The following is a 14545-nucleotide window of genomic DNA, read 5'->3' as shown; positions in this document are numbered from 1 at the left end:
AAAAAAGCCTAACATCTGTTAGGCTTTTTCTTTGGTTTCTAAAGCATCCTTGAATTTTAGCAGTCTAATCCAGGACGGACATTTACTTAAGTCTTTTTTCCATAAGCTTACATGGATGAAGCTTGTGCTTAAGAAGCGTTTCACGTCGAAGACTTGCATGTCCTGCTGTATTTCCAGCGTATCAGGAAGGTCTTTGGATTTAAAATATTGTTGTAATTCCTCTGGAGTCATACGACAAAAGTAAAGTTTTAAATCTTTATCTCCAACCTCCGCCAAGTGCGCGGTAAAGATCTACAAATGCATCTAAATGCTGCTGTCTTAACTCCACAAGGTCAAGGTCACTGTTTAATGCATTGCTTTGCGCAGTAATGACCTCTAAATAAGTGGCATATCCGCTTTTGAAGAGTAGATTCGCATTTTTTACCGCAAGTTGCGCATTATCCACTCTTTCTTTTACCAGAGATAATTGTTCACGTTGTTTGTCTACTGTAACAACTGCATTAGAGACTTCGGCTACTGCCTCCACAACCTTTTGCTGCAACTGAATTTCAGCCTTATCTCGTTCCAATTTGGCTACTTCATATTGTGTTTTTAATGTTCTGTTTTTGAAAATAGGAGTGGTTAGATTTCCAGTTATTCCGCCGAGTAATGCTCCAGGAATATTGAACCAATTTTTTGGAAGCATGCTATTAACCCCTAATACGCCACCGATAGTTAAGGATGGATAACGCATGGCCTGTTGGATATTAACGTTGGCATTGGCAGCCATCAATTGGAGCTCAGATGATCGGATGTCAGGTCTATTGCGAAGAATCTCTAATGGAGAACCGAGGGAGATATCTTTGCTCTCGGCGAAGAGGTGCTCGTAAGAGGTGCCTCTATTGATATTGTCGGGCAATTTTCCGGTTAGTGTCTGAAGGGCATTTTCCTGAATGACAATTTCCTTTTCCAGTTCAGGTACAAGGGACGCAGCCAAGAGACGCTGCGATTGTGTTTGTTGGATCGCCAAAGCGGTGATTTCACCAGCTTCATATTGTAACCTGATCATGCGGAGCGTACTATCGTTTAATTGGACGTTACGTTTAGCGACTTCTATTTTAGCATCAAGCATCAGAAGATTGAAATAGCCTTTTGCTACCGAAGTTATAATGGAGGTCTGTACAGCGTTTTTTGCTTCCTCGGTATCCAAATATTCGGCCAATAGTTGCTCTTGTTTGCTTCCTATCTTCTTCCAGATATCTATTTCCCAGCTAAAGTTAATGTCTGAGCCAAACATTGACTGATAGACGAACATATTTTGAGGTGCTTTTTCACCTTTTTGATCATAGTATTTGGTCAGTGGGCCGCTGCCAAAATCCTGCGATCGCCAAGTCCGGTTTCCATTGGCAATGGTTGCATTTACACTCGGTAAGTAATTAGCCTTATTTTGCGCTAATAGCCGGTTTGAAATCTGCAGGTTGAGCAAGGCTGTCCTCATCTCAAAATTGTTTGATAATGCAGAATCAATTAATAACTTCAACGTCGGATCGTGGAAGAAAGATTTCCAATGAATTAGTCCCATACTGGAGGTGTCTCCGAAGAGGTCTAGTGTGTCGCCACGAAAATTTTCAGGAAGTTTTACTTTGGGCTGCACATAATCTTTTCCTACTTTACAGGCGTTCATCATTCCTAATAGGCCTATGATTATACCGATTCCCGAAATATATTTTTTTATGTTTTTCATTATTCTTCCTCTTGTTTAGCTAGTTTATCATGTAGTTTTTCATCCAAGCTTTTAAATACGACAAATAATACCGGGATGATGAAGATACCAAACGCTACGCCAAAGAGCATACCACCGGCGGCGCTGAAACTGATGGAGTGATTGCCGATAGCTGATGGCCCTACCGTCCACATTAGTGGTACTAGACCGGCTACAAATGCCAAACTGGTCATCAAGATAGGCCTTAATCTAAGCTTGGATCCATTGATGGCTGCTTCGACGATACTCTTACCATTTTTACGCTCCTGGACGGCGAATTCTATAATCAGAATTGCGTTTTTGGCCAAAAGACCAATAAGCATGATGAGCCCTACCTGAACATAAATGTTGTTTTGGAGTCCCACCAGGTTGATGACAGCGAAGACGCCGATCAGTCCCACTGGTATTGACAATAGTACTGCCCACGGAAGGATATAGCTTTCATATTGAGCCGAAAGCAGGAAGTATACAAAAAGAATACTAAGTGCAAAAATCAGCGCGGTCTGTGAGCCAGATTGGCTCTCCTCGTAGCTCATGCCCGTCCATTCAAATCCATAATTCCCAGGAAGGTTGCTATCGGCCATTTTTTGGATAGCCTGCATAGCGTCATCTGTACTGTAACCGTCGGCAGTAGTGATATTCACAGCGATAGCGTTGTACAGATTATAACGGGTTATTGTTTCGGGTCCTACTGTCTTTTCTAAGGTCAGGAGTGTATTTATAGGAACCATTTCACCTTTGCTATTCCGTACAAAAATTGAATTGAAGGATTCGGGATCTTTACGGAAATCAAAATCCGATTGGACATAAACGCGATACTGGCGGCCAAATCGATTGAAATCACTCGCTTGTACGCGTGCAAAGTAAGATCTGATGGTGGACATTAGATCTTTGATATCGACCCCTAGGGATTTTGCTTTCACAGCATCAATATTGACTTCATACTGCGGGAAGTTGGATTTGAAGCTTGTGTAGGCGCTTCGTATCTCTGGTAAAGTATTGAGCTGGTTTATAAATGTGTCGGCGATAGTATTAAAGTCTCTGATATCGCCACCCATCCGATCCTGAAGAACCATTTCAATTCCGGCAAAGTCTCCAAAACCCTGCACAGTAGGGCGAGGGAATACCGTAAACGTGGCTTCATTAATTTGGGATAGATCTTTTCTGATGGTATCCATAAAGGCATTGATATTCTGGATATGCTCACGCTTAGCGTGGGGTTTTAGGGTAATGTAACCAGCGGCAAATGCCGGACTTGAACTGCCATCTAGGGCATTAAAACCTGAAACTGTCGTCATTCCATTGATATCCTCTCTTTTCTTTAAAATACTATCGGCACGATGAAGTACTTCCGTTGTCCGGCTCAATGACGCACCAGGAGGGAGGGCAATATTGTACGTGATAAAACCATCGTCCTCGGTCGGAATAAAACTTTTAGGGGTTTTGATCATAAAAAATGCGCCGAATGCCGTAATCAAAATTAAACCTGTCCAAGCTATTTTCTTGTTCTTGATGAGAACTGTTACTACGGCAACATATCGTAGAGTAAGTCGATCAAAAGAGGTGTTGAACGCCTTGAAGAACCGGTTTTTAAACTGATTTATCTTGCTGGTTTTTTGATCGTTGTGATGTTGTGGCGTTTTAAGTAAGAGTGCACATAGTGCAGGGCTTAAAGTCAATGCATTGAGTGCTGAAATCAGAATTGCCGTTGCCAGTGTGTAAGCAAACTGTCGATAAAAGATTCCAGCCGGCCCTTCCATAAATCCAACGGGCAAAAATACGGCGGCCATGACCATAGTTATTGACAGAATGGCGCCTGTAATTTCGGACATCGTCGACAATGTCGCCGCTCGGGCTTTTAATCCTGTACTGTGCATTTTCTCGTGGATCGCCTCAACGACAACGATCGCATCATCCACCACAATTCCAATGGCTAATACCAAGGCAAACATGGTTAGGACATTCAGTGAAAATCCAAAAAGTTGCAGGAAAAAGAACGTTCCTACCAGCGATACCGGGATTGCAATGGCTGGAATTAAGGTAGACCTAAAATCTTGTAAGAAAATAAATACAATAACAAATACGAGGATAAAGGCTTCGAAAAGTGTGTGTTCGACTTGGTTGATCGATTCGTCGATCTGGTCCCTTACCGAGTACGTCACTTCGTAGTGTATGCCTTTTGGAAATGTTTTTGATTGTTCTTCGAGTACTTTTCTAACGGCAATATCAATATCATGAGCGTTAGAACCACTGGTCTGTGTTAGATTGAGGGTTAGGCCCGGATGTCCATTTACCTTATTATCGCTACTTAGATTGGTCGCTCCAAATTCTATTCTTGCGACATCCTTTAGATAGAGCACTGATCCATCTTCGTTGGTTTTAATCACAATATTTTGGAATTCCTCCGGTGTGGTGAAGCGCCCCTTATGGCGGATCACAGTCTCAAAAGCTTCGTCTGAAGTCTCTCCAAATTTACCAGGGGCGATCTCAAAGTTCTGATCTTTTATCGCGTCAGTGACATCCTGTGGAACCAAGTTGTAAAGGGCGAGCTTTTCGGGGTTTAACCAGAGTCTCATGGCATAATCCCTAGCCCCTAAGCGGGACACTTGAGCTACCCCATCTACACGCAGTAACGGCCGCATCAGGTTAATCTGTGCAAAGGCCTGTAGAAAAGTTTCGTCATAGGCGCTGTCTTGATGATCGGAGTATAAGTTGATGGTCATAATGACACCGGTTTGCCTTGGCATGACGGTGATACCCGCTTCATTTACTTCCGCGGGAATGGAGCTAATGGCTTTGGAAATCCGAGTCTGTACGTTAACGGAGGCAATGTCTGGATTGGTACCTGTCTTGAAATAAACAGAAACACTCCCAGACCCTGAGTTGGAAGCAGAGGATTTGATGTAAGTCATATCCTCTACACCATTGATGGCTTCTTCGATAGGTAATAAAACACTTTTTGCCACTGTTTCAGCATTCGCTCCAGGATAACTGAGTGAAACAAGCACACTGGGTGGTGCGATTTCTGGAAAGCGCGAGACAGGCAGCAATTTTAGGCCTACTAGACCTAAAATAACCAAGATAATGGAAACCACCGTGGCCAATACGGGCCTATTTATAAATGTTTTAAGCATATATATAGAATTTTAAACATGCTACTTTCAGTGCGCAGTATCACTGGCACAAGTAGCATGCAAAAATGATCAATAATTATTTCTGTAAAATTGGGGTTACAGGTGAACCGTCGGTCAATTTGTCAAAGCCGCTAGTAATAACACGGTCGTTTTCGTTTAAACCTGAATAGACGATATAGTTGTTTTTACTTTTGCCCGAAAGCTGTATATTTCGTTTCTGTGCCTTATTGTTTTGGTCCAATATATAGACAAAGGTTTTATCTTGCAATTCGTTTACAGCAATCTGAGGGATTTGAAGAACACCTTTCTTAATCTCAGCGATTTTAAGCGTACCGCTGCTTCCAGATCGGAGAATGTTATCATGATTTTGAAAGGTAGCGCGTAAGGAGATTGCTCCCGTGGTACGGTTGATTTGGCCATTGACCGCATCAACTATACCCTTTTTCGCATATTCTTCACCATCTGCGAGAACTAAAGTCACCTCGGGAAATACAAGTTTTTGATTCTGGTTGTATTTCTTACCTTCTAAGCTATCTTTTTTTGCCTGAGCTTTTGAAAAATACAGAAAATCAGATTCATTCATGGAAAAATAAACATACACTTCCTGAATATCGGAAAGATAGGTGAGGGGTTCTTTATCTCCCTTCGATACCAAATTCCCAATACGCTTTGGGATCCGGCCAATGTAACCGCTTACCGGTGCTGTGATAACGGTAAAATCCTTACTGATCTGAGCCGAGCGCACGGCCGCGATAGCTTGGTCGAGTGTTGCCTTGGCAACTTGATAATCTGACTTGGCAGAAGAAAGTCTGACGTCGGAAATAACATCATTTTGAACAAGCGGTTTCAATCGGTCTACTTCAAGTTGTGCATTTTTAAGTTTGGCTTTAGCGACCTGTTCTGTAGCGATCATGTTATTCAGGTTTTCCTGATAGGTGGAAGGATCAACTTTAAATAGCTTTTGACCTTTTTGTACAAAAGAACCTTCATCAACATAAATTTCCTGAAGTAATCCCTCTACCTGGGGGCGAACTTCTACATTAACCTTACCTTCGATTGTCCCCAAATAATCCTTGATGGTAATTGCATCTGATTTCTTTACGGTATAAACTGGTAAGGCGACGCTTTTTTCTTTGCTTTTATTTTCTTTTGAAGAACTTGAAGAACAACTTACCTGAGTGGCTAAGGCTGAACAAATCAATAGAGATACGTTGAAAATAGATAATGTTTTTTTCTTCACAATGATTGATTAATTTTTATGATATATGTGTGTGTAATATGAATATTACAATATAAACGTCAAATAGTTTAATTATTGTGAAGATTAACATTTGTTAACATCTCAAATTGGAGTTAATAATTGTTCAATTATTAATCAATATTAATGATTAATAGTTTCAGGTGCTTGATAATGAATTTTTTAGGGGAAGGAATACATCATATTTTCCCCCGTAGGAAAATATGATGTTATTGAGATGGAAACCTAAAATTTAAGGTGCTTTACGGTCAGCCCGTTATTAATAAGTTGTTTTAAGGCATCAATTCCTATGCTAATATGCGCTTCTACATATTTCGCCGTAACGGTTACGTCACTGACAGATGTTTTGACTCCTTCCGGAACCATTGGTTGATCCGAAACGAGCAGTAAAGCACCGGTAGGAATTTTGTTGGCAAAACCGACACTGAATATCGTTGCTGTTTCCATATCAACGCACATAGCACGGATTGATTTCAAATATTTTTTAAAGGCTTTATCATGTTCCCAAACTCTTCGATTGGTGGTGTATACCGTTCCTGTCCAGTAATCCCGTTGATGATCCCTTATTGTAGTTGATATAGCCTTTTGCATAGCGAAGGCAGGTAGGGAGGGCACTTCGGGTGGAAAATAATCATTCGATGTTCCTTCGCCACGGATAGCAGCAATGGGTAAAATCAATTCACCCACAGGAATCTTTTTCTTGATCCCACCGGTTTTACCCAGAAATAGTACTGCTTTTGGCGCAATGGCTGATAATAGATCCATAATGGTTGCGGCCATAGGGCTTCCCATACCGAAGTTGATGATGGTAATTCCGCCAGCGGTGACCGACTGCATTGGTTTATCTTCGCCATAGATGGGTGCATTATCATGCATTTCAGAAAACAGCTGTATATATTTTGAAAAGTTTGTCAAAAGGATGTATTCTCCAAACTCTTCTAAAGGTCTTCCTGTATACCTGGGAAGCCAATTGTTTACAATTTCTTCTTTACTTTTTAAACCTGGTGTTATCGGACTATTTACGGTACTTTTGGTACTTTTCTTTTTTGTCATAGTCATTAAATTTAGTTTCTCGAATCTCTTATATTCCTATAAACATTCCATTATGGGTATGTTGTTATTGTAATATAAGATTTTTAATTGTTTAAAAAAAAATCCCGTTCAGCTGAACGGGATTTTTTTAAGCGACTTTAAGCTTTTTCAAATCGGACTTCTCGAATTTTTTCTTCGCGTAGTCCAGGGTGATTTCCAAAGCTTTCTGTCCCGTCTGCTCTTTTGTTGATGGAATCTCAAACATAGCGTCCAACATAATGGCTTCACAGATACTGCGTAAACCCCTAGCTCCGAGTTTGAATTCATCCGCTTTATCGACAATAAAGGTATAAACATCAGGATCAAATTTTAGTTCGATACCTTCATATTCAAACAACTTCTTATATTGTTTGACCAATGCATTTTTAGGTTCAGTCAAGATACTCAGTAAAGTTTCTTTATCCAACGGATTTAGATAAGTCAATACTGGCAGACGCCCTATTAGCTCTGGAATCAAACCAAAGTTCTTTAAGTCTTGAGGAGTAATATATTTGTATAAGTTATTCAAATCGATTTCCTCTTCGTCTTCATTCATTTTATAACCTACAGTCTGTGTACGTAAACGGTTTGCAATTTTCTTTTGAATACCATCAAATGCACCGCCACAGATAAAGAGTATATTACTAGTATTTACCGCGATCATTTTTTGATCAGGGTGCTTACGGCCGCCCTGAGGTGGAACGTTAACCACTGTACCTTCGAGAATCTTCAACAAAGCCTGTTGAACACCTTCACCTGATACATCTCTCGTAATCGAAGGATTATCACTTTTACGTGCAATTTTATCTATTTCATCGATATAGATGATTCCGCGCTCTGCCGAAGCTACATCATAATCTGCTGCTTGAAGTAAGCGTGTCAAAATACTTTCTACATCCTCGCCAACATAACCTGCCTCTGTCAGTACAGTCGCATCTACAATACAGAATGGTACGTTTAATATCTTCGCAACTGTCTTTGCTAACAATGTCTTACCAGTACCTGTTTCTCCCACGATAATTAGATTCGATTTTTCGATCTCAATTTCGTCTTTATCCACTTTCTGATTTAACCGTTTATAGTGATTATAAACTGCTACCGAAATTACTTTTTTTGCATCATCCTGACCGATCACATATTGATCCAAGTGAGTTTTGATCTCAAAAGGTCGGATCAACTTTAAAGCAGTCTGTAATGTTTTGCTTTTTCGTTGTTTTAATTCTTCTGCTAAGATTTCGCCCGCCTGCTGGATACATCTATCACAGATATGTGCACCGTTGCCCGCAATGAGCATCTGAGCCTCATTTTTGCTTATCCCACAAAACGAACAATGAATGTCTCTATCGTTATTCTTTGCCATTGTTATTTAATATTCTCCTTCTTAGGAAGTAAAATCTCATCAATCATACCGAATTCTTTCGCCTCATTGGCTTTCATCCAGTAATCGCGGTCAGAAGATTTTTCTACCCATTCGTAAGTTTGTCCAGAATGATCTGAAATAATGGTGTATAATTCTTCTTTCAATTTCATCATTTCACGTAAGTTGATTTCCATATCCGCTGCGACGCCCTGAGCACCACCAGATGGTTGATGAATCATTACGCGTGAATGACGTAACGCTGCACGTTTCCCTTTCGCACCAGCAACCAAAAGCACAGCTCCCATAGAAGCAGCAATACCTGTACAGATTGTTGCTACATCTGGAGTAATATATTGCATAGTATCATAAATCCCTAATCCAGCATATACACTCCCACCTGGAGAATTAATGTAGATTTGGATATCACGTTGTGCATCGGTAGACTGTAAAAACAAAAGTTGTGCCTGAATAATGTTGGCAACCTGATCATCAATACCGCTACCTAAAAATATGATGCGATCCATCATCAAACGTGAGAATACATCCATCTGTGCAACGTTCAATTGACGTTCTTCAACAATGTAAGGTGTAAGATTTGTAGGAATGCTTGTCTCTGTGCGAGCAATGAAGCTGTCAACGTGCTGACTTCCAATGCGGTGATGCTTTACTGCATATTTTCTGAATTCGTTTTTATCTATATTCATCTTTTTATTTTTTTCTGTTCTGTAGGACTAATATAAAACTATATTTTATAAATCAAATAAATTGAAAAGATGTTTTACATCTACTTTACATTTTTTTTATTAGCTCTACTCACCGCCAGGCGATAAGGTAAAGACTAGCTTATTTTTTATGTGTTTCATGCATAGCTCCTTAGCCAATTTCATTGTAGCTGGGGAGGTCTTCTAAAAATTCATAGGACTCAGTCTTAAAATTAATTTTACAATAGTAATGATTTATGCCATTGCTCACTACTAAGTAGGGGATGCGATGAACGGTGTTATAATTTGCGATTTGCTCAAATACTTGTTGGGTAATTTTTATGTGTGGTGCCTTAAATTCCGCCAAAACGACCTTATGTCCATTGCTGTTGTATATTAACAGATCACTTCGTTTCTGAAGGTTATTTAGTTTTAATCCGCCTTCGATATTCATCAGTGATTTTGGGTAATTTTTACTGATGGACAAATAGTTTATCCAATGCTGTCTAACCCACTCTTCGGGAGTTAACACCAGATCCTTTTTTCTGAGCTCATCAAAGATATAAATCGCATTGTTCTTTTTGGATATTTTAGCTTTAAACGGAGGCAAGTTCAGTGGAGTAGGTGAAAACATGAACAAATATACTAAAATTTCGGCAATACTTATAAATTGCCTCGGTCGGAAATATGCTGTTTTCTTTATGAACTTGCTGTCTCTAGGGGAAAGAAATAAATGTACCACGATAGTTCGGTCGCTGCATCTTCCCGGTTTTAAACCAGTCGTTTACCGCTACGCTAAGGAGTGAACAACGATATAAAAGCATAACTTTTTGAAGTTCCGGGTTGATTTGCCATTAAAATTGTAATTTTGCTTCTCATATATGCCCGTGGTTGAATATTTTGAAGACTTTATTGAAGATGCATAAGCGCACGTTAAGAGTTGTCGAAAATATATCTCAAATTTGCATGGGGCAGTACGAAAAGTGTTTATTGGGGCCGAAGAAAACAAAAAATATCGATAGTTTTTACATATGAACATACATCCGATCTTATCCGATATCAAAAACAGAGTTTTTAAACCCGTATATCTATTGCAGGGGGAGGAAAGCTATTTTATCGATACCATTGCTGATGCGCTTGAAGCGACGGTATTGACCGACGCACAAAAGGGGTTTGACCAATCCATTTTTTATGGAAAGGATGTTGATATGTCTACAATAGTCAATTCGGCTAAACGATATCCAATGATGAGCGATAATCAGGTTATCATTATTAAAGAGGCTCAAGAGTTAAAATGGAAGTCCGATACCGAAGAGTTGTTGACCAAGTACCTTGAGCATCTTACACCAACGACTATTCTTGTTTTTTGCTATAAACATGGCAAATTTGATAAGCGTAAAAAAATTTACAAAGTGTTCGAGAAAGCAGGATTAGTGATTGATGCTGCTAAACTGTATGATGATAAGGTAGCGCCGTGGATCGGATTCTACATGAAAGAGGCAGGTTGGCGTATTCATCCCCAGGCTAGTGTATTGATTGCTGATTATCTCGGTAATGATTTGTCCAAAATATCCAATGAACTGGATAAGCTTATGCTCAATGTTCCCAAAAATCAGGAAGTAAGTATGGATGACGTCGAACGTAATATTGGTATTTCCAAAGATTATAATGTATTTGAATTAAATACTGCATTAGCAAAACGGAATGTCTTAAAAGCGTATCAGATTGTCGACTATTTTGTGGCAAATCCCAAAAATAATCCTTTGGTTATGGTCATTGGTCAAGTGGCGACTTACTTTACTAAAATTCTAAAATATCATTATCTTATTGATAAGACCGCTGCTGCAAAAGAATTAGGTGTACATCCATTCTTTTTGAAAGAATATGAACTTGCGGCGAGAAATTACAATCGTAGAAAAACTTTCGACGTGCTCAATGTTCTAAAAGAGACTGATTTAAAATCGAAAGGTGTTCATGTTCCCAGTAATTTTAATAGCGCAGAGATTCTCAAAGAGATGATCTATCGGATACTCAATTAACTAGCCAAACGGAGTTTTAAACAAACAGACAAACTTGCTCAGCTATAAGACACCCCACAAGGTGTCTTTTTTTTACATAAATTTAATAATTAAACATTTGTTTAAATTAAACGTTTGTTTAACTTTGTCCCGCATTTAATAACAATGAGTTTGGTTTCGTTGCTTAAGATGCGAATGTATCTTTAAAAAGATAGGTGTTTATAATGGAATTTAACGAAAAACAGATTGATATTCTCCTTGCAGCAGAGCGTCTTTTTGCAACAAAAGGGTTTGATGGAACTTCCGTACGTGATATCGCTAATGAAGCTAATGTCAATGTGGCGATGATCAACTATTATTTTGGTTCTAAAGACAAGCTATTGGATACTTTCTTTGAATGGCGTGTTCCTGATTTCATGATCAACGTGGATGAACTTGCAGGTATTGATCATGCGTTGGATAAAATTGATGCGATGGTGGATCGATCAATTAAATCGATGAACTCACACCGAAAGCTATATCACATTATTACCATCGAAAGTTCACTAAAGCAGCGGATGCTTATATCGGAGGCTTTTAGGAAGCTCAAATTACACAATTTAGAAGTGATCTCTGCCGTCATCAATGATGGGGTTGCACAGGGGGTATTTAAGGCGGGGTATGATCCGATCTTGATTCATTCGATGATGATGGGAACTTTTATGAATTTCCAGATGAACCATAGCTTTTTACAGGATCAGTTGCATATCGATAATGATAAAGACTATGCACATTATATAGAAACAACGTTGACAGAATTTATACAGAAAACAATTAAAGCTTTATTGACATATGAAAAATAAGTTGGCCAATTTAAGTGCTTTATTGCTTTTAAGTCCTATAGGTTTATTCGCACAAGACAATAAACACATGACTTTGGAAGAGATAATTCACTTGGCCGCAAATCAAAGCGTGGAAGCGAAGTCTGCTGATACCAAGATATTTGGAAGGCAGCTCGAAGTCGAAACCGCCAAATCAAAGCAACTTCCAGACGCAAAATTGGGGGGACAATACATGGCCATGACTACTCCAAATGTGAATTTAAAGTTGGCATTGGGTGAGGGAGGGGCTGCGCCGGATATTGCCGCGAATCAATTGTGGTTAGGACAGGCTTCGGTAAGCCTGCCAATCTATACCGGCGGAAGGATTAAGGGAGGTATTGACATTGCAAAAGATATATTGAAAGCCGAAGAATACAACGCTGTAGCGAGTAAGGAACAATTGGCTATACGCGCAGTGAATCTTTATCTAAGCCTTTATAAGGCTCAGCAAACCAATTTGTTGATTGCAGAAAATATTAAGCAGTCTGAGCAGCGGGTTTCGGATTTTAAAGCGATGTTAGACAATGGATTGATCGCTCGTAATGACTTATTGAAAGCTGAGTTGCAGTTATCTAACTATCAGGTATCGCTTCAGGAAGCGCAGAAAAATATCAAGGTACTGAATTATCAATTGGCTAATTTCCTGAAGATTGATGAAGATACACAATTGGATCAGATTAATCTAGCGGATGTGAGGGGTGTTGATTTGGGCTTAAAAGCATCATTTGATGCTGCGAGAAGCACCCGTTCGGATGTGAAGTCCATGGAATCACAACGTCTGGTTGCTGAAGATCAGTTGAAAGTAACCAAAGCTGCTGCCATGCCAACTGTCTCTGCAACGGCAGGTTACAATGCTTTTGGCCTTCAAAAGGTGGTTACTGTAACTAATGCAGCGATGATAGGCGTGGGGGTATCGTATGATATAGGTTCGCTCTATAAGAACAAAAGGGAGGTTAATGTCGCCAAAAATCGCATTAAAGAAATCGATGAACATATTGAACTATTAAACGACAAGGTGAAAGTTCAGGTACAGCAGGCGAACGAAAACTACATGTTGGCACAAAAGCAGGATGTAGTGTATCATCAGGCGCTGGATCAGGCAGTTGAAAATTATCGTATTACCAAAGATAAGTATGATAACGGTATTGCAGATACAGATGATTTGTTGACGGCAGATGTACAGCAACTTCAAAGTAAAATAAACCTTGCGATCAGCAAAGCAAACACAATCGAAAAATACTATGACCTTCTATTGGCAAATGGGTCGTTAAATATTAAATAGCAATTAATCTAGACATGGAAAATACAATAGAAAACGCACCTGAGAAAAAAGGTACAAATAAAAAATTCACCATTGTTTTGGCTGCACTCGTTATTTTCGGTGGGGCTTACGGTGGTTATAAATACCTGCATGGTCAGGCGCACGAAACGACTGATGACGCACAAGTAGAAAAAAACATGAGTCCGATTATTCCGCGTGTTGGTGGATTCATTTCGAAAGTCTACGTAAAGGATAACGATTTGGTAAAAAAAGGCGATACCTTGTTTACCATTGAAAGCCAGGATTATCAGGTTCGCGTAGATGAGGCTTTAGCAGCACTTGCAGCGGCTCAAAGCAGTTTTGATGTTTCAAAGGCGGACGTGTCTGCATCTTCGGCAAATGTAGCCATATCTGATGCAACGATCCAATCTAATTTGGGTAGTATTGAAGCGGCTCGTATTCGTGCCAAGCAAGCGAATAATGATTACATCCGCTACCAAAACTTGTACAACAACCAATCGATTACGAAGCAACAATATGAACAAGCATTAACCGCTAAGCTAGAAGCTGACAAGCAGGTTGAAATTTTGCAACAACAACGTAATGCAAGTGCATCTCAACGCAATGCAATCGTTAGTAAAACAACAGTAGCTTCTAAACAAACGTCTGTTGCAGAGGCAAATATAAAGAGAGCGAATGCGCAGCTCGAAGCAGCTAAATTGAATCTCTCTTATACGGCGGTGCTCGCATCTGTAGATGGCCAGGTGTCCAATATCAAGGTGCAACCAGGCCAGATGGTCAATCCGGGACAATCGTTATTCTATATTGTAGATAATATTGAAACTTGGGTTGTAGCTAATTTTAAAGAGACGCAGCTGGAAAAAATGAAACCAGGCCAAAAGGTTGGAATTAAAGTGGATGCTTATCCTAATATCGAGTTTGAAGGCGAAGTAAACTCTTTTTCACCAGCTACTGGTTCACGATTCTCTTTATTGCCTCCAGATAATGCCACGGGTAACTTTGTGAAAACTGTGCAGCGTTTGCCGGTAAAAATTAAATTGACAAAAGACAATAAAGCAGAAAACGTGGCTTTGCTCAGACCGGGCATGAATGCTGACGTAGATGTGCATGTTCAATAATT

General features: G+C 39.7%; 12 protein-coding genes. 4 read left to right on the top strand and 8 right to left on the bottom strand.

Annotation, left to right across the window (positions count from 1 at the left end):
* Nucleotides 1-18: 18 nt before the first annotated feature.
* The 8 genes from B3E00_RS09960 to B3E00_RS09925 all read right to left on the bottom strand — a co-directional run bounded on the left by B3E00_RS09960 (nt 19) and on the right by B3E00_RS09925 (nt 9899).
* Nucleotides 19-231 (bottom strand): DUF6965 family protein, encoded by a 213-nt coding sequence (locus B3E00_RS09960; RefSeq protein WP_209574492.1) that lies wholly within the window; start codon nt 229-231, stop codon nt 19-21.
* Between the two features lie 25 nt (nt 232-256).
* The gene (locus B3E00_RS09955) at nt 257-1723 is read right to left on the bottom strand and encodes an efflux transporter outer membrane subunit (RefSeq protein ID WP_293879332.1); all 1467 of its coding nucleotides are present in this window, start codon (nt 1721-1723) and stop codon (nt 257-259) included.
* Entirely contained in the window at nt 1723-4875 is a 3153-nt protein-coding gene (locus B3E00_RS09950) for an efflux RND transporter permease subunit (RefSeq protein ID WP_293938330.1), read from the bottom strand. Before B3E00_RS09950 ends, B3E00_RS09955 begins: the two co-directional genes overlap by 1 nt.
* Nucleotides 4876-4951: 76 nt before the next feature.
* Nucleotides 4952-6115, bottom strand: coding sequence for an efflux RND transporter periplasmic adaptor subunit (locus B3E00_RS09945; RefSeq protein WP_293879328.1), 1164 nt, complete (start codon nt 6113-6115; stop codon nt 4952-4954).
* Nucleotides 6116-6358: 243 nt separating this feature from the next.
* The gene (locus tag B3E00_RS09940; RefSeq protein WP_293938329.1) at nt 6359-7186 is read right to left on the bottom strand and encodes an AMP nucleosidase; all 828 of its coding nucleotides are present in this window, start codon (nt 7184-7186) and stop codon (nt 6359-6361) included.
* Between the two features lie 127 nt (nt 7187-7313).
* Nucleotides 7314-8564, bottom strand: a complete 1251-nt coding sequence (gene clpX / locus B3E00_RS09935; RefSeq protein WP_209574484.1) for an ATP-dependent Clp protease ATP-binding subunit ClpX — start codon at nt 8562-8564, stop codon at nt 7314-7316.
* A gap of 2 nt (nt 8565-8566) precedes the next feature.
* Complete coding sequence (clpP, locus tag B3E00_RS09930) at nt 8567-9268, bottom strand: ATP-dependent Clp endopeptidase proteolytic subunit ClpP (protein WP_209574482.1); 702 nt, start codon at nt 9266-9268, stop codon at nt 8567-8569.
* A 169-nt stretch (nt 9269-9437) separates the two neighbouring features.
* On the bottom strand, nt 9438-9899 hold the full coding sequence (locus tag B3E00_RS09925) for a type I restriction enzyme HsdR N-terminal domain-containing protein (protein ID WP_293879323.1): 462 nt from the start codon (nt 9897-9899) through the stop codon (nt 9438-9440).
* A 397-nt stretch (nt 9900-10296) separates the two neighbouring features.
* Here B3E00_RS09925 and holA point away from each other — a divergent pair, with 397 nt between their 5' ends.
* The 4 genes from holA to B3E00_RS09905 all read left to right on the top strand — a co-directional run bounded on the left by holA (nt 10297) and on the right by B3E00_RS09905 (nt 14543).
* Complete coding sequence (gene holA / locus B3E00_RS09920; protein ID WP_293879321.1) at nt 10297-11304, top strand: DNA polymerase III subunit delta; 1008 nt, start codon at nt 10297-10299, stop codon at nt 11302-11304.
* A 203-nt stretch (nt 11305-11507) separates the two neighbouring features.
* Nucleotides 11508-12125: a TetR/AcrR family transcriptional regulator gene (locus tag B3E00_RS09915; RefSeq protein ID WP_209574476.1), complete on the top strand. Its 618-nt coding sequence runs from the start codon at nt 11508-11510 to the stop codon at nt 12123-12125.
* Nucleotides 12115-13425, top strand: a complete 1311-nt coding sequence (locus B3E00_RS09910; RefSeq protein ID WP_293889011.1) for a TolC family protein — start codon at nt 12115-12117, stop codon at nt 13423-13425. Before B3E00_RS09915 ends, B3E00_RS09910 begins: the two co-directional genes overlap by 11 nt.
* A gap of 14 nt (nt 13426-13439) precedes the next feature.
* Entirely contained in the window at nt 13440-14543 is a 1104-nt protein-coding gene (locus B3E00_RS09905; protein ID WP_209574472.1) for an HlyD family secretion protein, read from the top strand.
* The last annotated feature ends 2 nt before the right edge of the window (nt 14544-14545 follow it).

Origin of the sequence: Sphingobacterium sp. UBA5996 (genome assembly GCF_002429765.1) — a bacterium.
GTDB lineage: Bacteria > Bacteroidota > Bacteroidia > Sphingobacteriales > Sphingobacteriaceae > Sphingobacterium.
Note: the sequence above shows the minus strand (reverse complement) of the source record. Positions and strands in the feature narration are given on the sequence as shown.

Bases quoted from the DNA above. Each gene is read 5' to 3' on its own strand.
- clpP (WP_209574482.1), bottom strand. From the start codon at position 9,268: ATGAATATAGATAAAAACGAATTCAGAAAATATGCAGTAAAGCATCAC.
- B3E00_RS09925 (WP_293879323.1), bottom strand. From the start codon at position 9,899: ATGTTTTCACCTACTCCACTGAACTTGCCTCCGTTTAAAGCTAAAATA.
- holA (WP_293879321.1), top strand. From the start codon at position 10,297: ATGAACATACATCCGATCTTATCCGATATCAAAAACAGAGTTTTTAAA.
- clpX (WP_209574484.1), bottom strand. From the start codon at position 8,564: ATGGCAAAGAATAACGATAGAGACATTCATTGTTCGTTTTGTGGGATA.
- B3E00_RS09910 (WP_293889011.1), top strand. From the start codon at position 12,115: ATGAAAAATAAGTTGGCCAATTTAAGTGCTTTATTGCTTTTAAGTCCT.
- B3E00_RS09940 (WP_293938329.1), bottom strand. From the start codon at position 7,186: ATGACAAAAAAGAAAAGTACCAAAAGTACCGTAAATAGTCCGATAACA.
- B3E00_RS09955 (WP_293879332.1), bottom strand. From the start codon at position 1,723: ATGAAAAACATAAAAAAATATATTTCGGGAATCGGTATAATCATAGGC.
- B3E00_RS09960 (WP_209574492.1), bottom strand. From the start codon at position 231: ATGACTCCAGAGGAATTACAACAATATTTTAAATCCAAAGACCTTCCT.
- B3E00_RS09950 (WP_293938330.1), bottom strand. From the start codon at position 4,875: ATGCTTAAAACATTTATAAATAGGCCCGTATTGGCCACGGTGGTTTCC.
- B3E00_RS09915 (WP_209574476.1), top strand. From the start codon at position 11,508: ATGGAATTTAACGAAAAACAGATTGATATTCTCCTTGCAGCAGAGCGT.
- B3E00_RS09905 (WP_209574472.1), top strand. From the start codon at position 13,440: ATGGAAAATACAATAGAAAACGCACCTGAGAAAAAAGGTACAAATAAA.